The sequence below is a fragment of the Paraburkholderia nemoris genome (assembly GCF_905221015.1).
Lineage (GTDB): Bacteria > Pseudomonadota > Gammaproteobacteria > Burkholderiales > Burkholderiaceae > Paraburkholderia > Paraburkholderia nemoris.
Genome location: NZ_CAJNBO010000008.1, coordinates 132,807 through 152,656, shown reverse-complemented (window position 1 = coordinate 152,656; position 19,850 = coordinate 132,807). Strand labels below are relative to the sequence as shown.

Sequence of the window (19,850 nt, the reverse complement as noted above, 5' to 3'; positions counted from 1 at the left end):
AACCTGCTGTTTCTGACATCACTAGTCAGAAAAGTCGAACAGTGGAAAACGACCGTGGATCGTATTGACCTGTTTCGCGTGTTCGCACGCGTTGTCGAATGCGCGAATTTCACGCGCGCGGCGGACACGCTCGGCTTGCCGCGCTCGTCGGTATCAGCGGCGATTCAGGAGCTGGAAGGGCGGATCGGCGCCCGGCTGCTGCATCGGACAACGCGCAAGGTGTCGCCGACTCAGGACGGCGCCGCGCTCTACGAACGCTGCCTACGCCTGATTGCCGATGTCGAGGAGACCGAGAACCTGTTCCGGCAAACATCGGTAGGACCGAGCGGCGTGTTGCGCGTCGATGTGCCGGGCCGTATCGGCCGGCTGATCATCGCACCTGCGCTGCCGGAATTTCTCGTCGCGTTTCCGAAAATCGATATCGAGCTCGGCCTGACCGATCGCGCGATCGACCTTGTCGAAGAGCGCGTCGATTGCGCGCTTCGCGTTGGCAAGCTGCAAGATTCCGGCACGATTGCGCGGCCCATCGGCAATCTGCCGTTGATCAATGTTGCGAGCCCACTCTATTTGTCTCAGCGCGGTACGCCTCGTACGCCCGGCGATCTGGCGAGCCACCAGGCCGTTCACTATGCGTCGCCATCGAGTGGACGTATCGCGCCATGGGAATGGCTCGATGGCGAAACCGTGAGGACGTTGACCACGCAAGGCCGCGTGAGCGTCAACAGCGCCGAGGCGTATATCGCGTGCTGCCTTGCGGGACTCGGTTTGATCCAGATTCCTGCCTACGATGTGCAGCAGCATCTGCGCGCCGGCGAACTGATCGAGGTGATGCCCGAATACCGGGCTGCGCCGATGCCGATGACCTTGCTCTATCCGCACCGGCAGCATTTATCGCGCAGAGTCCAGGTGTTCGCCGACTGGCTCGAGGCGCTGTTGAAAGGGCAACTCGTTGGCGATTCACGCGGAAGAAAATGAAGCAGCCCGCGATAGCGGGCTGCGGCGCAAGACATTCATCCTCGGAAGGATAAGCGTTACGTGTCAGATGGATGGAGGCGTCTTGACGGGCAAGCCAGAGGTCGGATCGAGGTAGAGCTTGCTCTCCCGGTGCTCATCGTGGCGGCGGTTGAAATCGAACATACCCGTGATGCTGCCCGCCTTCGCGTCGAACGAGCCGCCTCCGATCCGGTTGCCATCAAGCCAGTTGTCTTCGATGAAACGCACTACTGACGACTGATCGATCGGCGTATGGTCGACGTAGTTCTGTTTCGCCCATGGCGAAATCACAACAAACGGAATGCGAGTACCGGGACCGCACCGGCCGTTCACCGGTTTGCCATTTAATCCGTCGGGTCCGGTGCCTGAGCCGCAAATTCCCGGACCGGTCAACTGATCCGCGACTGAGTCGAACGAAGCGCTCGTCGGCAGCGCGTATGCGTGGTCGTACCAGCCGTCAGAGTCATCCCATGCCAGGATAACGGCCGTGTCACGCCAATCCGGTTGCTGTTGCAGGAAGTTGACGACCTTCGTAACGAACGCCTGCTCGTCAAGCGGGTCCGAGTACCCGGCGTGACCGTCCTCATAGGCAGGCGCCTTCAGGAAGCTCACCGCAGGGAAATTGCCAGCTTGAACAGCACGATAGAAATCGTCGATATCGTACTGGTGATTCGCGGGATCGACGCTCGAGCGATGTGCCCCGTAGGTATGCCCAATGGCCGACACCGAACTGGGCCGCAAATGCTGGGGGTTTGACGTCGACGCGTAGTACTGGAACCAGTTGTGGTGCGGAATGTAGTCGGCCGTGGCCGCCTGCGTGCGATCGAGACGGAACGGATTGGCCGCGCCCGTGCCATCGGCGGAGTTCGTGTAGTTCCAGCCGCGCTGACCACCCGGGCTACTCCCATTGATTCAATTCGCAATCGCCACGTCGCCGGCCAACGTTAGCCAATATCGATCGTGCGGCTCGCGGATCGCTGCTGCTCCTGTTTCGGCACCGTCAACGTCAGGACGCCCTTGTCAAACTTTGCGAGAGCGCGGTCGGGATCGGCATTTTCCGGCATCGGGATTGTGCGCGTGAAGGTTCCATATGCGCGCTCAAGCCGATAGCAGCCGTCCTCCTCGCTGTGCACATCCTGCTTCTTTTCGCCACGCAATACCAACGCTCCGTCCTCGACGCTAATGGTCAAGTCCTCCCGCTCCATGCCCGGCAGTTCGACGGTCACGCGCAGTATCTTTCCCTCGTCAACCACGTCGATGCGCGGCTGGAAACGCGATGAACTGAAGTCGCCGAACCATCGTTCGAGCGCGCCGCGCGCCGCGAACGGATCATGAAAGAAATCCTCCATCGCACGCCACGAATCACGGGGGAAAAGTCGCGAAATGTCGGGCCACGGAACACGTGACGGTTCGCTGTCGGGCGGGCTTTGCGCATTGTCCGCCTCGGGCTTGCGTCCTGAACCGCGGAGAAATTTGAAAGGGTTCCACTTTTTCAGGTCGGTGTTCATCGTATGCTCCTCGATGGTCTGTCAGGAGAACCGGATGTGCATCAACGTTCTGCATCCGCATCTGCGCGAACGGGCGATGGCGACCTCGCGGCCGCCACCGGTTTTTTCCCCTGTCGTCGTTGTGGCTCTGCCGGGCTCAGTTCGTCTGCACCTCGATCCGGCGTGGGCGTGCTTCGTCGCGGCGCGGAATCGTCAGCTTCAGCACGCCGTCCTGCAGGTTTGCATCGATTTTCGTTGTGTCGAAGTCCGGGCTCAGCGAGAACGCGCGCGCGAAATGCGGTTCCCGGATCTCGGCGTGCTGCAGCCGCAGACCGGCGGGCGTCGGCACAACTGCTTCGGCCTCGATATAAAGATTGCCGTCGTGCACCTTCACGTCAAGTTTGTCCTTGGTGACGCCTGGCAGGTCCGCCCACAGCGTGATGCCCTGGCTGTCCTCGAACACGTCGACTGCGGGTGCGAGCGTCGTCCGCCGTGCCGGCTGCTCACCCTCGCGCCGTGCTACCGCTTTCTGGTCGCGTTCAGCGACCTGTGTCCTGTCGTTCATGGCTTGCTCCTTGAATGGCTGGCATTACTGGACGGTAATGGCTCGCGGCTTCGACGCTTCACGCTTGCCCACGCTGATCGACAGGCAACCGTTGGTGTAGCGCGCCTGCACCTTGTCGGGGTCCGCATTCTGTGGCAGCTCGATCACGCGCCGGAAACTGCCGCTGAACCGCTCCTGTGCATAGGTGCGGGTGTCGTCCCGGGTTGTGTCATCGCTGCCGGTCTGGGCGGGCTTGCGCTCACCGCTGATTGTCAGCAGGCCCTTGTCGATCGACACGTCGAGTTCGGCCAGCTTGAGGCCGGGCGCGAACGCGACGATCTCGATCGAGTCGTCGGTTGCACCGATGTTGACTTGCGGAAAGGCCCCGAAGCGGCCCGAGCGGATGCTGGACGGAAAACCGCCGAACAGGCTGTCCATCTGCCGCTGCAGACGGTCAAACTCACTGAACAGGTCGGTTCCGGAAAAGAGATCACTCATCGTATCCTCCTTCGATACAGCGAGGAGGCGAACGGGCCTACGCGCTCCAGTCCGCCTGCCACGCCGCTGGCAAACAAATCGAAACACGCAGTGCACCGGTTATGACCGGCGCATCTGCCTGAGCGAAATGAAAGATAGAACCTGCGGTGAAAATTTCAAGGGGTGGTGGTGAAATTCCGGTCTTGAAAATCGCCTGCCAAATCCTATTATCGCGGTGCATTGCAACGGAACCGGAGGACACCATGGAATTCGATTCGGACTGGCTCACGCTTGGCAGACACCGCGTCCGGCTGCGCTCGACCAAAGGCTTTCCGACGGAATTGATGCGTAGCGTGGCGGAGGTCGTGCAACTCGCGATCGACAACAACATGAGCGCCCGCGCGCGGCTGGTCGAGATCGTCTTCCAGCACGAACAAACCTACGATATCGCTGTCGGCACGACACTTACCGAAGACCGCGTTTGTGCGCCGCAACTGGAAGCGGCGATCGCGATGGTGCTCGGCGTGCTGCCCGATCAGGTGAATATCATCGTGACGACAGTAAGTCAGGAGGAAGTCGACCTGCACTTCGGCGTGTATGAGCGCATGCTGGCCGAGAAACTGGGCGTGGTGCCGCCAATCCAGTGATCTTCGGGCGATTGCGCTTAGCCGCAGGAGCCGCGATGCATAAGCACGGGAAGGCTGGCCGACGGGTGTACTGTGAACCGCCTCTGATCCAAACCAGCCAACCTCTGGCAAATCAGGCGGTTCACAAGCCGGATGGGAGCAGCATCATGATCCGAACTCGAGACCGGATGCGACACTAACGCCCTGCCCGCGGGCTCCCACTCACCAGGCGTACAATCCTCTGACCATATCGGGTGCCACGTCCATTTTTGGGAGAGTCGTCAATGGCGGCTGACGATGCACGCCCTGAGAACCGCTAACCCATAGGCCCGGCGATTTCGTGGCCGGCAGCGGAGAACGAGCCACATGCCCGCTCAGATAACGCCCAACCAACTCGTTCAATTGATCATCCCAGGTATCACGGCCGTCTTTTCGCTCGGTTTTGCCTGTGCATGGCTCTACGATAGACGACTGCGCTATCTGCGCTTTCTCGCCGCTTCATTTGTTGCTTTCGCACTCGGCTCGGCAGTGCAGATCTGTCACCTGCCGGATGAATGGCGATTGAACGCGCTTATATCGGCAACGTTTTATGTGTTAAGCATTCAACTTTTGGCGGAAGGTGTTTTGCGCAGAGCAGGGCTTCACTTGCGGCTAGCGACGCATGCGTCAATGTTCGCGCTGGTGCTGGGCGGCATGTATTACTTCTCCTTCGTGACGTCGAATCTGCTCGTGCGCGTCTACATTCTGAATCTCAGCGCCGGGCTGTTGATGGTGTTTACCGCGGTCCGTTTCAGGAAACGCTGCAATGGCCGCACCGTCAACCACGTTCTTCTCTGGGTGCTGCTGATCTTCGGCGCCAGTTTTTTCATCAGGACGCCGCTCACTACGATCCAACCCTTGCCGCATAGCGCTGCGCCGTTCGCGAGAACCATTTTCTGGGTCTTGCTGCAGTTGTCGCTCGCCCTGATGGGCGCTGTGTTGGGACTCGTGCTGCTGGCCGCCGCGATGTCGGACGTGATCGACCGGCTGACTCTCGAACGCGATCTTGACTCGCTCACCGAAACGTTGAACCGGCGCGCGTTTGAACGCATGGCGGGCCGCCGCGTCGCGGACAAGCGAAGCTATCCGCTCGCGCTGATCGCTTTTGACATCGACAACTTCAAATCCATCAACGACCGTTATGGGCATGCGGCCGGCGACGCAGTGCTGCGCCAGTTCGCCGCAATCCTGCGCGCCGGGGTGCGCGAGAAAGACGTGGTGGCGCGCATCGGCGGCGAGGAGTTCGTGCTTCTGCTGCCGGGCGCTGACGACAAATTCGCGTATCAGATCGCCGAGCGCTTGCGCACCGTGCTGGAGTCTTCACGCTTCAATGAAATCGAGGCTACGCTGTGCGTTACGACGAGTGCCGGCATTGCCCGGTATCGGCCTGGCGAGGCGGTCGGGGCGTTGCTGGCGCGCGCCGATCACTTGCTCTATGCGGCGAAGCGCGCGGGGAGGAACCGGGTGGTCACTGAGCCATTAGGTCAGACGTGGGATGCCCCCGAGCTTGATATCGTGTGATCGCCCGAAGGCCGGCAAGCACTCCAGAGGCAGTTCATACCGGGCAATAACCGACGCATACCACCCGCGCTACGAAGTCGCATACCCAAGGCGCTCAAAAGCCCTGAGGCGTCCCCGTTCGACGCCTAAAACAATTGCCCCGAGCAACACAGCATCCGTCCCGGTCGCCGAGACCGCGAACTCAGGTACGGGAATAGGCAACCAGTCAGCAAGATGGGCCCGAATCGTCGGTAGAAGCAGGGCACCGCTTCGCCCGATACCGCCGCCGAGCACCACCAGCTTAGGATCGAGGATCGGAATAATCGAGGCGAGTCCCCACGAGAGCTGTCGCGCTTCTTCCGCGACGCAATCGAGTGCGCGCTGATCGCCTGCGTGGGCCGCCACGAACACTGCCTCTGCATTGGCCACGTCAAGACCACGCCGCTGTGCGTGCGCAACGATTCCCTTCGCCGCGGCGGACACCTCGAACATAGGGCGATAGATTCCATCGGATTTGGAGCCCACCACCGGGGCCGCGGGCAGCACCGCAATCTCACCGGCAAAACCATGCGCGCCGCGATGCAGCCTTCCATCGGCGATGATCCCCAAGCCGATACCCGTGCCAACCGACATAAACACAAAGTTGTCGACGCCGCGCCCAAGGCCATGCTGCTGTTCGCCTAGCGTGGCCAGGTTGATATCGTTTTCAACCATCAGATCGGCATCGAGCGCTTCCCGCAGCGACGGAATCAACCCCGCGCGCTCGAGATCCGGCAGGTTCGGCGCGAGACGGAGCCGGTCGCTTTCCGAATCCAGTACGCCTGGCGAGCCGAACACGGTCGCCAGAACCTCGCTGCGGGAGATGTGCTGTTCTTCGAGCATGGCGTCGACGAGATCGACGATTCGCACGACCAGCCGTTCCACGCGGGCAGGGGTGCGCTTCTCGAGCCGCGCCACCACCGTCCCGGTCAGATCGGCGACCGCGCCGCGTATCCATTCGGCGCCGACGTCGATTGCGACCACGAAACCCGCTCGCGCCCGCGGCGCGTAAAGACGCGGCGAGCGTCCTGCGCTGCCTCCGCGCACGCCCGTCTGCTCGACGAGGCCCAAGCGTTCGAGGTTGCCGAGCGCGGCCGTGACCGTCACCTTGGACAGCCCGGTGCTCTCCGCAAGTTGCGGACTCGATGCAGGCGCCAGCGACAACAGATGCTGGTAAATGGCCCATTCGTTGCCCTGGCGGACGAACGCGGGACCACGGGTGACGGTGACTGTCGGCCGGCTGTTCTTTCTGTGCGCGTGCATGGGGCGTCTGGTTTCGGGATGGCCGATCCTATCAACGACTGTTCGCCTGGGCAAGCAAGCCGCCCCCGATTCGGACCGAAAAACTTTTTTGACCAAATTGCATTAGTAAAGAAACTTTCCTATCATTCGAAAAAAAATGGATAAACCCCGGAGCAACTGGACATCAACGCGGCGAGCGCCGCAAGGAGACTCACATGAGCGATTCCGCGTGGCAGGAGCCGTCCTCTAACGCCTTGGCTGGCGTGGCCGAGCGGCCGGCGACCGAGGCACCGCATTTCCACCGTTCCGTCGGCCTGTTCTCGGCGACCGCAGTGAACATGATTCAGATCTGCGGCGTGGGCCCGTTCCTGACCATCCCGGCAATCGTAGCCGTGATGAATGGCCCGCTTGCCGTCATCGGCTGGATTTTCGGCGCGGTGCTGGCCATGGCGGATGGCCTCGTCTGGGCGGAACTCGGCGCGGCGATGCCCGGTGCCGGCGGCACATATCTCTACGTGCGCGAAGCCTTCCAGTACCGCACCGGCAAGCTGATGCCCTTTCTATTCGTCTGGACCGCGATGTTGTCCATTCCGCTCATCATGAGCACGGGCATCATCGGTTTCGTTCAGTACCTCGGCTTTTTCCTGCCGAATCTTTCGGGGTGGCAGACGCACGCAATCGGCGTCGGCGTGACCGCACTGGTCGTCCTCGCGCTTTATCGGCGCATCGAATCAATCCGTGCGTTGAGCACGGTGCTGTGGATCATCATGATGCTGGCAGTCGGGCTGACCATTGCCGCCGCCTACTCGAACTTCCATCTGAGCCTCGCAACGACGCTGCCGCCCGAAGCGAGCGATATCAGCAAGTTCTTCACGGGCCTCGGTGCGGGTCTGATCATCGCCATCTACGACTACGCCGGCTACAACACCACGGCGTACATGGGCGACGAGTTGAAGAATCCGGGACGCGTGATGCCCCGCTCGATCATTGTGTCGATCATCGCCATGATGTTTCTTTACCTCGCGTTGAATATCGGCGTGATCGGCACGGTGCCGTGGCAGGAGGTGGCCAAGTCGACCTCGGTCGCGTCGCTTGTCGTGTCGCGCAACTGGGGGCATACAGCGGCGGCGTTCGTTACCGTCCTGATCCTGATTGCAGCGTTTGCGTCGGTTTTTGCCGGATTGCTCGGCGGGTCACGCGTGCCTTTCTATGCGGCCCGCGACGGTGTGTTTCTGGCCGCATTCGGCAAGCTGCATCCGAAGCACAATTTCCCGCACGTCGCGTTGCTTGTGATGGGCGTAGTCACGGCGGCCGGCACGTTTTTCGATCTGACTGCCGTGATCAATATGCTGGTTGCTGTCGCGGTGTTGCTGCAGTCGGTGGCGCAGATCGCGGCATTGACCGTGTTGCGTCGGCGTCAGCCGGAGTTGCATCGCCCGTATCGCCAGTGGCTCTATCCGGTGCCGAGTCTTGTCGCGCTGGTTGGCTGGCTCTATGTTTTCTATGCGACCGACCGGCAGTCGCAATTGATGTCGACGGCTTGGCTCGTTCTCGGGTTGATCGCGTTCCTGATCTGGGCGCGTGTCGCCCGGCAATGGCCGTTTGGCCCCAAGCCTATCCGTGAGGTGTTTCTCGAACGCCAGATGGATAGCACTGCAACAACGAATATTGAAACGCATGCACGTTAAAGACAAAGATGAAACCCAGCGCGCCGGCGCTGGTACGAGCGGGTTCCTGTTGGCTATCGACATCGGTGGCACCAAGATCGCCATGGCGACCACGACGCCAGCGGGACAGCGCCTTCATGAGGCTGAAATTCCGACTTTGGCGGAGCAGGGTGCGGACACCGTCATGCGGCGCATGTTCGAAGCGGCGCGAGCCCTGATGGCGAAGACGCTTGCCGGTGTGGACCGGCGGTTGCTGGCGGTGGCCGCGGTCACTCCTGGCATCATCGAACCCGATGGCATTCGGCTTGCGCCGAACAATCCTGGCTGGGACCGGCTTGCGCTCTACGATGTGTTGCGCGCAGGCTTCGACGCCCAGTGCGTCGCCGTCGAAACCGACGTCAAAGCCGCGGCGCTGGCAGAAGCACGCTGTGGCGCTTTGGCTGGCGTCGATTGTGGCTTGTACCTGAACCTGGGGACGGGTCTGGCGGCGGCCGCGGTGATCGATGGACGGGTGCTGCGCGGCGCGAATGGCGCCGCTGGCGAGATCGGCTATCAATTGCGTGGCGTGCCGGGTGAAGTCCTGTTCGCGGATGGCGGCGCGTCGCTGGAAAACTTCGTTTCGGGTCGTGCAATCGGCGACCGCGTGAGCGCGCTGCTCGGACGAGACGTCAGTACGCACGAAGCTTTCGCCTTGCGTGATTCAATGCCTCAGGTGGCGGCGCTGATCAAGGATGCGTTCGAAAGTCTCGCCAGGCAGGTTGCGAATCTCACGCTGATGCTGGATCCGTCGAAGATCGTGATCGGCGGTGGCATGGCGCGTATTCCAGGCATTCCTGATGGTATTCGTTCACTGCTGGCGCGCGCCGTGCCGTATCCACCGGAAGTGGCAATTGCAGCTTTCGGTCACGGCGCCGCGTTACAGGGCGCGATTGTGGCGGCGAGCGATGCGTGGGCATTGCGCCGCTTGCCGCCCGGACACTCGCCGTTGCGTGAGGTTGAGCCCGCGTTGTAGTCCGGCGGCGCCCGTGTCCCGCTGTCGGCATTGTGTCTTTCGACGCGGAACAACACGCAGGAGGCCGTCATGCGTGCGTCGGCCGATTGCGCACGGCTTGCCCGAGCACAGCACAGGCAATCAACAACGAACCCGTCACAAAGAACACAGCGTGCAGCCCGAGATGGACGCCGATCACGCCACCGATCAGCGGTCCGACCACCTGACCGGCGAATTGCGCCGACTGAAGATACCCGAGCATCGTTCCCGACTGACTTTCAGTGGCCGTGTGCCGCACCAGTTTCGCAATCGACGGCAGCAGACCGGCCAGCGTCATCCCCATCAACCCGCGCAGGGCCGCCAGTTGCCACCAGTGCGTGACGTATGCTTGCGGCACCATCACGAACCCGGTCAACACGAGGCATCCGATAATCACGTTCCAGCTGCCGATCCGATCCGCCAGTGCGCCAAGCCGCGCCGCGGTCAGCATGCTGCCGAACGCAGAGCATGCCATCACGATGCCGGCAGTGCGGGCCAGATGGTCGGTCGGCACATTGAGGTGCGAGATATAGACGGTGATGATCGGCTCGATCGACATGTTGGCGAGCAGCACCATCATCGCGGTGAGCAGCAGCGTGATCATCACGGTACGGTTGGCCAGCTTCGGCGCCGCGACGTGGGTCGAGGCGCGCGCTTTTGCGTCGGAGTCCGGATGAAAATCCTCGCGCACGAACAGGATCGTCAGCAGCGCGGCGACTGCGATCATCGCGCCGCCGGCAAAGAACGTACTGCGAATGCTGATCAACGAGGGCAGCACACCACCCACCAGCGGACCCACGAGACTGCCGGCCAGCGAACCGGTCGACAGGATGCCGAGCGCCCATCCCGCACGTTCGCGCGGCGCCTGGGTGCCGATCATCACAATCGACGCCGACGCATAGCCCCCGATCAATCCGGCCAGCAGCCGCAATACGACCAGTTCGGTCACGTTATGCGCCATGCCGATCAAGGACATCACGATCGCCATGCCGACCGCCGCCCTCACAAGCATCGGCTTGCGTCCGTAACGATCGGCGAGACGCCCCCAGAGCGGCGCTGTGACGGCCGTGCCGAGAAAGGTCGCGCCGAACGCCACGCCTGACCACTGCACGATCGCGGCCTGCGACGTCACGCCGAGTTGCTGCACGTAGAGCGGCAGAAACGGCAGCAGCATGCTCAAACTGACGAGCGTGGTAAATGAGCCGAACACGCAAATGAACAGGTTGCGGCGCCAGTAGAGTGTGTTTCGTGCCGCGTAGCTGGTGGTGTTGTTCGTCAACCCAATCCCGACCTCACCGGCTGTGGCGCTAGCTGGCTGATTCATAACGCCCCCCGTGATCCGGCACGCAACCGCGCACCGGCGATGAGCACCACGTTCTGTTCCGAGTCCATTGCCTGCTCCATGCGTTTGGCGTTGCAGCCAGGTTTGGCCGCAGCTGTTACCCATGGCGAGCAGTTTACGAACAAACACGCGGCGAGAGAATCACCGCCGCGCGGCAGCTATTCTTCCGCGCGGCGGTTTAATCCGCGTCGGTGATCGCTTTGAGCGCGCTGAATTGGGCGCGCAGACGCGGCACCGCGAAGTCGACGAAAGCCCGGACTTTCGGCACCGCGAGACGGCCTTGCGGCGTGAGCAGATGCACGGGGAGCGGCGCCTGCTCGTAGCCGGTCAGCACGATCTTCAACGACGCTTCGCGGACCTGTTCGGCCACGTGATACGAAAAAAGCCGCGTGACGCCGTGTCCGTCGACGGCAGAAGCGACCGCGCCCTGCACGCTGTTGACGATCAGCCGTGGCGTGAAGTGCACCGTTTGCGGCGCGGCGGAATTGTTCGACGACGGAAAGCTCCACGAATCGACGCCGAAATGCGTCATCGAAATAATCCGGTGCTGGGCGAGATCGCCAGGTTCCTTGAGACGCGGGTGTTTGGCGAGATAGCGCGGCGCGGCCACCACCACGCGGCGTACTTCGCCGACCGGCATCGCGATCAGCGTCGAATCGGCCAGGTGGGCAATGCGCAGCGCGACGTCGATTCCTTCGTCGATCAGGTTGGCGGGGCGGTCGAGCAGGTAGAGGCGCGCGGTGACCTCCGGATACTGGTCCACGAACTCGTCGAGCAGCGGACGCAGAAAATCCTGACCGGCGGCCACGGGCGCGGTCAGCGTCAGCGTGCCGCGCGGCGCCGCGCGTTCGCCGGCAATCATCAGATCGGCTTCTTCGAGGTCGGTCAGGATTCGCCGGCACGAGGCGGCGTAGCGCTCGCCGGCTTCGCTCAGCTTGATCGTGCGCGTGGTGCGATGCAGTAGCGCCATGCCGACGTGCGCTTCGAGAAACGCAATGGCCCGGCTCACGGCGGCGGGCGAGCGGCCGAGACGCCGGCCTGCCGCGGCCAGACTGCCCTCGTCGAGGGCGCAGACGAACACCTTCATCGCATCGATTCGATCCATCGCCGGTCAGCCTTCAGGGGAGGGACGAGGTGGCGTCGTCGCGCCCGGCGGAACCGAGCGTCTCGACGAGAAAATCGACGAAGCGCCGCACCCGTAAGGACACATGGCGCTTGTGAGGGTAGAGCAGCACGAACGGCCGTGAGGCGCCGCCGAACGCCGGCAACACTTCCACCAGGCCGCCCGTCGCCAGGTCCCGCTCAACCACGAAACGGTATGTCTGGAACAGTCCTGCGCCGCTGCGCGCCAAGGTCACGCCACCGAGTACGTCGCCCGCGCTCGAATAACCGCCGTCGGTGAAATGCTCTTCCATGTGCTCGCCGCTTTTGAAGAGCCAGGGAATCTTGCGGCCACTGCTCGGCAGGTCGAACTGGATGCAGTCGTGGCGCGTGAGGTCATCGACCGACCTGGGCATTCCGGCTCGCGACAGATAAGCGGGACTGGCCACCACGACCAGTTCCGCGTCTTCGAGTTTGCGGGCAATCAGATTCGATTCGCCCGGCGCGCTGCCGCGAATCGCCAGATCGAAGCCTTCTTCGGCGAAGTCGATGTTGCGATTGCTGATGTGCACTTCGACCCGCACCTGCGGATGTTGTTCGCGGAACGCCGGCAGGATGGGCAGCACGCGATAGTGCGCATAGGGCGTCGGCATGCTGATGCGCAACACGCCGGCGGCGGCGGACTGCTGGCCGGTCGCTTCGCGTTCAGCGTCGAGAAGTTGGCCGAGCGCCTCGCGGCAACGCTCGTAATATGTTCTGCCCGCATCGGTCAGCCGGATACGGCGCGTGGTCCTGACGAAGAGCCGCACCTCCAGGCGCTCCTCGAGCCGCGACACCGAGCGGCTCACCGCCGCTGGTGTGACGCCGGCCGCGGTGGCGGCGTCCGTAAAGCTCTCCAGTTCCGCCGCGAGACAGAACAACTCGATGCTGCCGAGCATCAAGTCGTCGAATTGACGCTTACTGGTTCGTTCGATGATTCGCGGGCTATTCATTACTTGGCGTATCAAATGAATTTGACATGAGCGTATTTATCGACACGAGTGGCATAAGTATAGTGAGTTACATGGGAGCCGGACAGACCACGGAACGTCCTGCGGTGCCAATGGATGGCGGGCCGACTGCCGGCCGCTGGGAATACTCCCGTCGAACCTGGGGCAACTGAAAGGAGTGCATCATGCCGTACATCAAGATCGAGGTGACGCGCGAAGGCGTCACGCGTGAACAGAAAGCCGAGTTGATCAAGGGCGCCACCGATCTTATGGTGCGCGTGTTGCACAAGGACCCCGCGGCCACTTTTGTCGTGATCGAGGAGGTCGATACGGACAATTGGGGCTGGGGCGGCGAATCGATCACAGACATACGCGCACGGCAACGCTGAGCGCGTCGCGATTTCAAGGAGCCGAGGACATGAAGGACTCTCCGAATCTGCTGGCCCGCCTGGGCGTCGCCTTGCCGATCATTCAGGCGCCGATGGCGGGCGTGGCCCCGCCGGCGCTAGTGGCGGCGGTATCGAATGCGGGCGCACTGGGCTCGCTCGGTGTCGGTGCGATGAACGCGCAGAGCGCGCGGGCGGCGATCCACGAAATTCGTGCGTTGAGCAGCAAGCCGTTTAACGTCAATGTGTTTACCCACGCGCCGGCCGTTGCCGATCCGGTTCGGGAGGCGCGTTGGCTCGAGTATCTGGCGCCGCACTTCGCGCGCTTCGGTGCGAAACCGCCCGCGGCGCTGCGCGAGATCTACAAGAGTTTTATCGAAGACGACGCGATGTTCGAGATGCTGCTCGACGAACGTCCGGCGATGGTCAGCTTTCACTTCGGCTTGCCGTCGGCCGCAAAAATCGCGGCGTTGCGCGAAGCCGGGATCGTGCTGGTGGCGAGTGCCACCAACCTCGACGAAGCCGCTCAGATTCATGCGGCCGGGCTGGACGGCATCGTCGCGCAGGGCGCCGAGGCAGGCGGCCATCGGGGCAATTTCGATCCGTCGGCTCCGGACGAAATGCTCGGCACGATGGCGCTCGTGCGGCTGATTGTTCGCGAGATTCCGCTGCCTGTGATTGCGGCCGGCGGCATCATGGACGGTGCGGGCATCGCGGCTGCGTTGGCGCTGGGCGCACAGGCCGCGCAGCTCGGCACGGCCTTCGTGGCATCGTCCGAATCGGCTGCGGACGCTGCGTATCGTGCCGCACTGCTGAGTCCCGACAGCCGCACGACATTCATTAGCGCGATTTCCGGAAGGGCGGCGCGCGGCATCGAAAACCGGTTCAGTGAGTTGGGCGATGATCCGGCGCGCCCCGCGCTGCCTGACTATCCGATTACTTACGACGCCGGCAAGGCCTTGCACGCGGCCGCGAAAGCGCAGGGCAGCGCTGAGTATGCGGCTCAATGGGCAGGCCAGGCCGTGCGGCTTTCGCGGGCGATGCCGGCAGCGGAACTGGTTGAGACGCTAGTTCGTGAGATCCGTGAAGCGCAAACGAATGGGTGATGCCGCGCGTTCACTTTGCACCCGCGGCCCTGCACTCACCAATTGTCCCGCATCGGAATCGAGTCAATCGAGCCAGTCGCCAGCGCAAGCGCTGCCGCTGCGGATAACGAACTGCTGTAGCTATCCGCGTTTGCGTTCTTCGCTGCCAGCAATTGATTCTGCGCGAGCAGCGCGTCGGTGACCGAGCCGACGCCGTGCCGATACGCATCGAACGCGGCGTCATAAGTCGTTTGCGCGGCGGCAAGCAACTCTTTGGACGCAGCCTGTGCGGCAAGACTCGTCTGCAGCGTATTCTGCGCGGCGACGATTTGCCGAACCGCTTCTTCGCGGCTTCGAGTGAGACGGGTCGACGCGCTGTCCGCATCGTTGCGCGCTTGCGCGAGCACGGCCGATCTCAGGCCGCCGTCATACAGCGGAATCGTCACGCCGACGATCACGCTGCCGCCGTAACGGCCGCCGCTCAGGTTCACCGTCGGCAGTTGCTGACCGATGGCCGGCACCGCCGAAATCGACGAACTGCCGGTGTTGTACGCGCCGTTCGCCGAGAGGAACACCTTGGGCATGAAGTCCGACTCGGCCGCCTTCACTTTCGCCAGATTGACCCGCTCGGCCGCATAGGCGCTCAACACATCCGGGCGGCGAGCGATGGCGGATGACACGATCCGGTCGATCGAGTCGTTGGTGATCGCCGGGAGCGTGTGCGCAGGCATCTCCGCGATCCTGGGTTTCGACAGCGGAGAAATCCCCATCGCGGCGATCAGCGCGAGATAGCTGTTGCTTTCGGCACCCTGCGCCTGGACGAGCGCGAGCCTGGCCTGCGCGCGATTCTGATTGGCCTGCGCGACTTCGATGACGGTGCCGATGCCATGTTTGTAGCGCGACTGCGCGGCCGCCAGGATCGATTCGGCGTTGTCGAGGCCCTGTTGTGTCGTGACGATGCGGGCGCGCGCGGCTTGATACGTGTAGAACGCGACGCTGACGTCGAAGATCACCTGTTGGTGAACCGCAGTGAAGGCGATGTTCGCCATCACCGAGGCCTGCGACGCGGCCTCGACGCGCGCGGCGCGTCCGCCGAAATCGAACAGCAGCCATTGCAGCGCGACCACCGAAGTCATGCCATGCCCCGTTGCGGTCGACGATGAATCGCCGAGCACGGACGTCTCCGAATTATGGAAACCGGCGTATTGCCCCATCGCCGCGACCGACAGTTGCGGAAGGTATGCGCTCTTCGCGATGCCGGCTGCGAGTGCTACGTTGCGCGCGTCGTTCCAGGCGATGCGCGTTAGCGGGTTCGCGGACTCCGCAAGGTCGATCAGCTCGGGTAGGTCGTATGCATGCGCCTGCTCGAGTGCCGGCGGAGGCGGCACGGCGGCGAGTGCGGGATTGGCGGGGAGCTGGTAGCTGTGTGCGGAGGGCGTGGAGGCTGCCGAGTTGACCGAAGCAGCCGAGTTAGCCGAAGCAGTGGAAGCAGCCGAAGCCGAAGCAGCCGAAGCCGGCCCAGGCACGATGGCGCCCGTCGCGTCCGTCTGCGGTTGCCACGGACGGTCGGGACTGTCCGGCGCCATGTCCAGCGATGACGTGGCGCATCCGGCCAAACCCGCTGCGGCCAGGATCGCCAGTGCGAATGACGGGTTAAGCCGGCGCATGAGTCGCGAGTCCCTTCGCTGCGTCGTCCGACGCAGCGTGTTCGAGTTGAGTGAGGCGTGCATCGCCGAGACGTAGCAAAGCGGTGCGTGTGTCGTCGTTGGCCGCTGCTTCCGGTGAAGCCGCATTCGGGGCGACGGGTAAGGGCGTGACCTTGGCGCCGGTTTCAGCCGACGGCATCGGAAGTCCGTCCATGGCCCGCTTAAGCCAGCCTTCAATCGCGGCATCGCCCGGTCGACGTTCGGCGAGCAGGAACATCGGCCCTTCCAGCGCATCGAGCTTCGCCAGCGCGCTGCGGCGCTCGGCGATCCACTGCGCTTCGGGACGAACCCACGACGGCTCGTAATGCATCAGCGCAATGTCCTGTTCCAGCGCGCCGCACTGAGCCATGGCGCTCGCGGCCTGCGCCCGGCGCGTGACGGCATCCGGCAGCGCCGCCAGTCGTTCCCATTGCTGCCGCAGCGCGGCGAGGCCAGCGTCGATGCGCGCGGCCACGGTGACCGGCCACACGCGGGTGAAAACCAGATAGACGACTACGTTGCCGATCAGGATCCCGATCGTGCGATCCCGCGCGACCGTCAGATCGTAGCCAGGCGCCGCGCCCTGCAACACGCACATGAAGAACACCAGGGCGATCTGGAAGCCGGCATACGCCATCCGAGGCGAACCGAAAGCGATCCACGCCGACAGCCATGCGCCGATCAGCACGAGCGTCATCAACCCGGCAACGGACGTCAGCACGGGCGTGACGAATACGATCGCCGCGATACCCAGGAGCGCGCCGACGAGACACCCGGCGATCCGCAGCGTCATCTTTTCGACGGTTTCAGCGGTAGTGCCGAGCGACACCATGTAGACCGTGATGAAGCAGGTGTGGATACCGGGCCAGTTGATCTGCGAATAGAGCAGATAGCAGAACATCGCCGCCACGGTGGTTTTCAGCGCGTAGCGGACGTGTTCGGGATTGGTGAACGCATCTGGGAGGAAGAACCCGCCGCGCTTGGCGGTGGGTGGCGGCGTGGGTTCGGCTTTGACTTGAGCTTGGGGTTGGGCTTCGGTTCGCGCGGCGGTTTCGACTTTGCCTTCGGCATCAGTTTGCGCTTGGGCGCGTTTTGCGGTCCCCGAATCGGTTCCGGTTTTGCCTGTGCTTTCGACATCAGCTTGCGCCTCGACCACAGCAAAGCGTGTAATCGCATCGTGCAGATCCCTAACGACAAGCCGCGCGAGCGGCGTCAGCTCAGTCACGCTGGGCAGCTTGAGTTCGATGTCGACTGGATAGCCGCCTGCCTCGAGCATCCTGGCCATGTTTTCCAGCGTCTCGGCAACAGGCGCGGCGAACGATGCCGGCAGCCGTCCCGACGCTTCGCGCACTGCGAGATCGGCCGCGACCAGAATCGTCAGCGTCGACGACACGGCCTGCCGTAGCGGCCCGACATCGTCACGCACCGACGAGCCGTCGACGACCGAGAGTTTGAGCCACGTGCCGATTTCCGCGTCGCCTTCGCGCAGGCATGCGCTGAGTTCGTCGGCCGTCGCCTCGGGTTCGACCAGGCTCTGCGCCGCGAGCCGCAGACGCTTCGCGAGCGCGCGGCCGGCCAGCTTTCGCGGCGACGGCGCGATCAACAGGTTGACGCCGATCGAGATACCGACCGGAATCGCGACCATCAGCCAGACGTAGAGCAGGGCGCGCGTCGCCACTTCGCCGAACGGCACGCTGCCGAGTTCGTCGAGCGCAAAGCCGACGATCATCGCGAGGATCGCGCCTATCGGCCGCAGCTTGCTCGCCGAGGTCACGAACAGCAGACCGAACGATAGCCCCGTGATGCACGCAACCCGCCACATGGGATCGTCGAGCGCGAACATGGCCACCACCGTGACCAAGCCGATCATCAGCGTGACCAGCACCAGCAGCGCCGAGCTCAGCATCACGCTCAGCACCCGGTCGGGCCGGTTCAGGAAGAACACGACATAGGCGGAGATCGCCGCTTCCGGCGTGCCGTACGCGCTCGTCACGAACGCCGTCAGCGCGCAGATCAGCGCGATCCGGGTCGCCATCGCCGCGCGCCCGGGATAGGGCGCCAGCAGCTTCAGGATGTCGGCGGGGCCCGGTCGGGCAAGATCACCGGCAGGCTGCGCCATGCCGGACCTCGACTATCGCGCTCGCACCGATCCGCACCAGCCGGGCGGCCGGCTCGTCGAGCCGCACACGCACGGGGAAGCGCTGGGCGACCCGCACCCAGTTGACGGACTGCTGCACGATGGGCAAGGTGCGCGGCAGATTGATACGGTCGGAATCGGCCACGCCCGCGCCGATGCCGACCACTTTGCCGTGGATCGCCTGGCTGCGGTCGATCATCGAATAGACGGTTGCACAATCGCCCGGCTCGATGCGCGCGAGCGCGCCTTCCCGGAAGTTGGCGACGGCGAACCATTCGTCCGCGTGGACGAGCGTGAAGATCGACTGATGCGGCGCGATCGTCTCGCCCGCCAGCACCGACAGCCCCGTGACGAAGCCATTCTGCGGCGCGCGCACAACGGTGTCGTCGAGACCGCGCTGCGCCAGCGCGAGGGCGGCCTCGCGCGCATGCACCGAGGCGACGGCGCCCGCTTCGTCGCCGATCGTCTGCGCGGTGGCCTGCTTCTGCTCCTGCGCCTGCTTCAGCGACAACGCCGCGTCATGCTGGGCGACCTGCGCCTGATCCAGTTGCTGAACCGGGACATAGCCCTTCGCCACGAGCGGCGTGAGCCGCTCTACCGTGCGCGTTGCCAGTTCATAGTTGTGTGCCGCTTTGCCAGTCTGGTCGCCCGCGATAACCGCCGTGGCGCGCTCGCCGACAATCGACCTGCGTCGCGTGTCGAGTGACGCGCGGGCCAGTTCAAGGTCGGCCTGGGCTTGCGCGACCGCAAGCCGGTAAGGCACAGGATCGATCTCGAAGAGCACGTCGCCCTTCGCGACCCGCTGGTTTTCTTCCACCGGCAGCCTGATGATCCGGCCGCCGACCGGCGACGCGACGTGCACGACGTCGGCATCGATTGTCGCATCGTCCGTTGACGGAAACCGGGTGGTCCGGTCATAGCCGTACCAGGCCGCCGCGAGGCCGAGTACGACGATGACGCCCGCGATCACGCGGCCCTTGATGGAGGCTTTCCGCTTGCCGGCGATTTTCATAGAAGTTGCCCCGTTCCCGAAAGCCAGCAGAGCACGCCGACCGTCAAACCGATCGCCAGGCAGACGGAGAGCTGAAGCGGAACGATCTGCGCCCACCCGGTGGACACGAAGATCCGGTGGGCGACCAGCGCACCGATGAGTCCGACCACCGCGCTCAACAGCCAGAGCGGGAAGTAGGCGCCGAAGATTTCATACGACGGCGCACCGCGCAGCGTGCACCCCTGCAAGGACAGGCAGAGGGCAGCGGCGGCCGGAAGATGCCGCGTCCGGAGCACGATCGGGTCGCAGGCGCTTCTTTGATTTGGCTTGAACGGCATTGCTGCGTCGCGAAGTGAGTGAATCCGTGGTGGAATCAACGAAATAACGAGCACTTTACCAGCGCCACCGTTTCGTTTCGATGTTTTCCGCTCTCGCACGCGTTTATCTGTTCCGGATCGTCGATATCGATACGCTGGCGTTGATTACGCCG

The 19,850-nt window shown here is 63.4% G+C and carries 18 protein-coding genes and 1 pseudogene; 7 read left to right on the top strand and 12 right to left on the bottom strand.

What is annotated here, in order from left to right; translation table 11 throughout:
* Positions 1 to 54 precede the first annotated feature (54 nt).
* On the top strand, positions 55 to 975 hold the full coding sequence (locus KHO33_RS14525; protein ID WP_200564865.1) for a LysR family transcriptional regulator: 921 nt from the start codon (positions 55 to 57) through the stop codon (positions 973 to 975).
* A 63-nt stretch (positions 976 to 1,038) separates the two neighbouring features.
* Here the strand turns inward: KHO33_RS14525 and KHO33_RS14520 are convergent.
* The 4 genes and pseudogenes from KHO33_RS14520 to KHO33_RS14505 all read right to left on the bottom strand — a co-directional run.
* Positions 1,039 to 1,863: pseudogene (locus KHO33_RS14520) on the bottom strand (alkaline phosphatase family protein); the annotation flags it as partial.
* A gap of 74 nt (positions 1,864 to 1,937) precedes the next feature.
* Positions 1,938 to 2,501 carry an Hsp20/alpha crystallin family protein gene (locus KHO33_RS14515; RefSeq protein WP_200564864.1) on the bottom strand — a complete coding sequence of 188 codons (564 nt, stop codon included), beginning with the start codon at positions 2,499 to 2,501 and terminating at the stop codon, positions 1,938 to 1,940.
* 136 nt (positions 2,502 to 2,637) lie between these two features.
* Positions 2,638 to 3,045: an Hsp20/alpha crystallin family protein gene (locus KHO33_RS14510; protein WP_200564863.1), complete on the bottom strand. Its 408-nt coding sequence runs from the start codon at positions 3,043 to 3,045 to the stop codon at positions 2,638 to 2,640.
* A gap of 24 nt (positions 3,046 to 3,069) precedes the next feature.
* A complete protein-coding gene (locus KHO33_RS14505) occupies positions 3,070 to 3,522 on the bottom strand; it encodes an Hsp20/alpha crystallin family protein (RefSeq protein WP_200564862.1) in 453 nt (150 codons plus the stop codon).
* A 242-nt stretch (positions 3,523 to 3,764) separates the two neighbouring features.
* Here KHO33_RS14505 and KHO33_RS14500 point away from each other — a divergent pair, with 242 nt between their 5' ends.
* Both KHO33_RS14500 and KHO33_RS14495 read left to right on the top strand, forming a co-directional pair.
* Positions 3,765 to 4,148, top strand: a complete 384-nt coding sequence (locus tag KHO33_RS14500; RefSeq protein WP_200564861.1) for a hypothetical protein — start codon at positions 3,765 to 3,767, stop codon at positions 4,146 to 4,148.
* 345 nt (positions 4,149 to 4,493) lie between these two features.
* A complete protein-coding gene (locus tag KHO33_RS14495) occupies positions 4,494 to 5,687 on the top strand; it encodes a GGDEF domain-containing protein (RefSeq protein ID WP_200564860.1) in 1,194 nt (397 codons plus the stop codon).
* Between the two features lie 69 nt (positions 5,688 to 5,756).
* Here the strand turns inward: KHO33_RS14495 and KHO33_RS14490 are convergent, their stop codons facing one another.
* The gene (locus tag KHO33_RS14490) at positions 5,757 to 6,968 is read right to left on the bottom strand and encodes an ROK family transcriptional regulator (protein ID WP_200564859.1); all 1,212 of its coding nucleotides are present in this window, start codon (positions 6,966 to 6,968) and stop codon (positions 5,757 to 5,759) included.
* A gap of 194 nt (positions 6,969 to 7,162) precedes the next feature.
* Here KHO33_RS14490 and KHO33_RS14485 point away from each other — a divergent pair, with 194 nt between their 5' ends.
* Together KHO33_RS14485 and KHO33_RS14480 are read left to right on the top strand one after the other, a co-directional pair.
* Positions 7,163 to 8,635, top strand: a complete 1,473-nt coding sequence (locus KHO33_RS14485) for an APC family permease (RefSeq protein ID WP_128576554.1) — start codon at positions 7,163 to 7,165, stop codon at positions 8,633 to 8,635.
* Positions 8,625 to 9,626, top strand: a complete 1,002-nt coding sequence (locus tag KHO33_RS14480; protein ID WP_200564858.1) for an ROK family protein — start codon at positions 8,625 to 8,627, stop codon at positions 9,624 to 9,626. Before KHO33_RS14485 ends, KHO33_RS14480 begins: the two co-directional genes overlap by 11 nt.
* A 67-nt stretch (positions 9,627 to 9,693) precedes the next feature.
* Here the strand turns inward: KHO33_RS14480 and KHO33_RS14475 are convergent, their stop codons facing one another.
* The 3 genes from KHO33_RS14475 to KHO33_RS14465 all read right to left on the bottom strand — a co-directional run bounded on the left by KHO33_RS14475 (position 9,694) and on the right by KHO33_RS14465 (position 13,079).
* The gene (locus KHO33_RS14475; protein WP_200564857.1) at positions 9,694 to 10,968 is read right to left on the bottom strand and encodes an MFS transporter; all 1,275 of its coding nucleotides are present in this window, start codon (positions 10,966 to 10,968) and stop codon (positions 9,694 to 9,696) included.
* Between the two features lie 196 nt (positions 10,969 to 11,164).
* The gene (locus KHO33_RS14470) at positions 11,165 to 12,091 is read right to left on the bottom strand and encodes a LysR family transcriptional regulator (protein WP_054038364.1); all 927 of its coding nucleotides are present in this window, start codon (positions 12,089 to 12,091) and stop codon (positions 11,165 to 11,167) included.
* A 13-nt stretch (positions 12,092 to 12,104) separates the two neighbouring features.
* Complete coding sequence (locus KHO33_RS14465) at positions 12,105 to 13,079, bottom strand: LysR family transcriptional regulator (RefSeq protein ID WP_200564856.1); 975 nt, start codon at positions 13,077 to 13,079, stop codon at positions 12,105 to 12,107.
* A gap of 182 nt (positions 13,080 to 13,261) precedes the next feature.
* On the opposite strand from KHO33_RS14465, the gene KHO33_RS14460 reads away from it, so the two are divergent.
* Positions 13,262 to 13,465 carry a tautomerase family protein gene (locus tag KHO33_RS14460; RefSeq protein ID WP_054038368.1) on the top strand — a complete coding sequence of 68 codons (204 nt, stop codon included), beginning with the start codon at positions 13,262 to 13,264 and terminating at the stop codon, positions 13,463 to 13,465.
* A 29-nt stretch (positions 13,466 to 13,494) separates the two neighbouring features.
* Positions 13,495 to 14,568 carry an NAD(P)H-dependent flavin oxidoreductase gene (locus KHO33_RS14455; RefSeq protein WP_200564855.1) on the top strand — a complete coding sequence of 358 codons (1,074 nt, stop codon included), beginning with the start codon at positions 13,495 to 13,497 and terminating at the stop codon, positions 14,566 to 14,568.
* 35 nt (positions 14,569 to 14,603) lie between these two features.
* Here KHO33_RS14455 and KHO33_RS14450 read toward each other — a convergent pair whose 3' ends face one another.
* Genes KHO33_RS14450 through KHO33_RS14435 form a run of 4 tightly spaced genes read right to left on the bottom strand, consistent with a single transcriptional unit; the run spans position 14,604 to position 19,698 of the window.
* Complete coding sequence (locus KHO33_RS14450; protein ID WP_200564854.1) at positions 14,604 to 16,214, bottom strand: TolC family protein; 1,611 nt, start codon at positions 16,212 to 16,214, stop codon at positions 14,604 to 14,606.
* A complete protein-coding gene (locus KHO33_RS14445; RefSeq protein WP_054038375.1) occupies positions 16,201 to 18,351 on the bottom strand; it encodes an FUSC family protein in 2,151 nt (716 codons plus the stop codon). Before KHO33_RS14445 ends, KHO33_RS14450 begins: the two co-directional genes overlap by 14 nt.
* Positions 18,332 to 19,381, bottom strand: coding sequence for a multidrug transporter subunit MdtN (mdtN, locus tag KHO33_RS14440; protein WP_200564853.1), 1,050 nt, complete (start codon positions 19,379 to 19,381; stop codon positions 18,332 to 18,334). Before mdtN ends, KHO33_RS14445 begins: the two co-directional genes overlap by 20 nt.
* Positions 19,378 to 19,698 carry a hypothetical protein gene (locus KHO33_RS14435; RefSeq protein WP_234480537.1) on the bottom strand — a complete coding sequence of 107 codons (321 nt, stop codon included), beginning with the start codon at positions 19,696 to 19,698 and terminating at the stop codon, positions 19,378 to 19,380. Before KHO33_RS14435 ends, mdtN begins: the two co-directional genes overlap by 4 nt.
* Positions 19,699 to 19,850: the final 152 nt, after the last annotated feature.

Coding starts and splice junctions, on each gene's coding strand:
- KHO33_RS14515 (WP_200564864.1), bottom strand. CDS start 2,501: ATGAACACCGACCTGAAAAAGTGGAACCCTTTCAAATTTCTCCGCGGT.
- KHO33_RS14510 (WP_200564863.1), bottom strand. CDS start 3,045: ATGAACGACAGGACACAGGTCGCTGAACGCGACCAGAAAGCGGTAGCA.
- KHO33_RS14505 (WP_200564862.1), bottom strand. CDS start 3,522: ATGAGTGATCTCTTTTCCGGAACCGACCTGTTCAGTGAGTTTGACCGT.
- KHO33_RS14500 (WP_200564861.1), top strand. CDS start 3,765: ATGGAATTCGATTCGGACTGGCTCACGCTTGGCAGACACCGCGTCCGG.
- KHO33_RS14495 (WP_200564860.1), top strand. CDS start 4,494: ATGCCCGCTCAGATAACGCCCAACCAACTCGTTCAATTGATCATCCCA.
- KHO33_RS14490 (WP_200564859.1), bottom strand. CDS start 6,968: ATGCACGCGCACAGAAAGAACAGCCGGCCGACAGTCACCGTCACCCGT.
- KHO33_RS14485 (WP_128576554.1), top strand. CDS start 7,163: ATGAGCGATTCCGCGTGGCAGGAGCCGTCCTCTAACGCCTTGGCTGGC.
- KHO33_RS14480 (WP_200564858.1), top strand. CDS start 8,625: ATGCACGTTAAAGACAAAGATGAAACCCAGCGCGCCGGCGCTGGTACG.
- KHO33_RS14475 (WP_200564857.1), bottom strand. CDS start 10,968: ATGAATCAGCCAGCTAGCGCCACAGCCGGTGAGGTCGGGATTGGGTTG.
- KHO33_RS14470 (WP_054038364.1), bottom strand. CDS start 12,091: ATGGATCGAATCGATGCGATGAAGGTGTTCGTCTGCGCCCTCGACGAG.
- KHO33_RS14465 (WP_200564856.1), bottom strand. CDS start 13,079: ATGAATAGCCCGCGAATCATCGAACGAACCAGTAAGCGTCAATTCGAC.
- KHO33_RS14460 (WP_054038368.1), top strand. CDS start 13,262: ATGCCGTACATCAAGATCGAGGTGACGCGCGAAGGCGTCACGCGTGAA.
- KHO33_RS14455 (WP_200564855.1), top strand. CDS start 13,495: ATGAAGGACTCTCCGAATCTGCTGGCCCGCCTGGGCGTCGCCTTGCCG.
- KHO33_RS14450 (WP_200564854.1), bottom strand. CDS start 16,214: ATGCGCCGGCTTAACCCGTCATTCGCACTGGCGATCCTGGCCGCAGCG.
- KHO33_RS14445 (WP_054038375.1), bottom strand. CDS start 18,351: ATGGCGCAGCCTGCCGGTGATCTTGCCCGACCGGGCCCCGCCGACATC.
- mdtN (WP_200564853.1), bottom strand. CDS start 19,381: ATGAAAATCGCCGGCAAGCGGAAAGCCTCCATCAAGGGCCGCGTGATC.
- KHO33_RS14435 (WP_234480537.1), bottom strand. CDS start 19,698: ATGCCGTTCAAGCCAAATCAAAGAAGCGCCTGCGACCCGATCGTGCTC.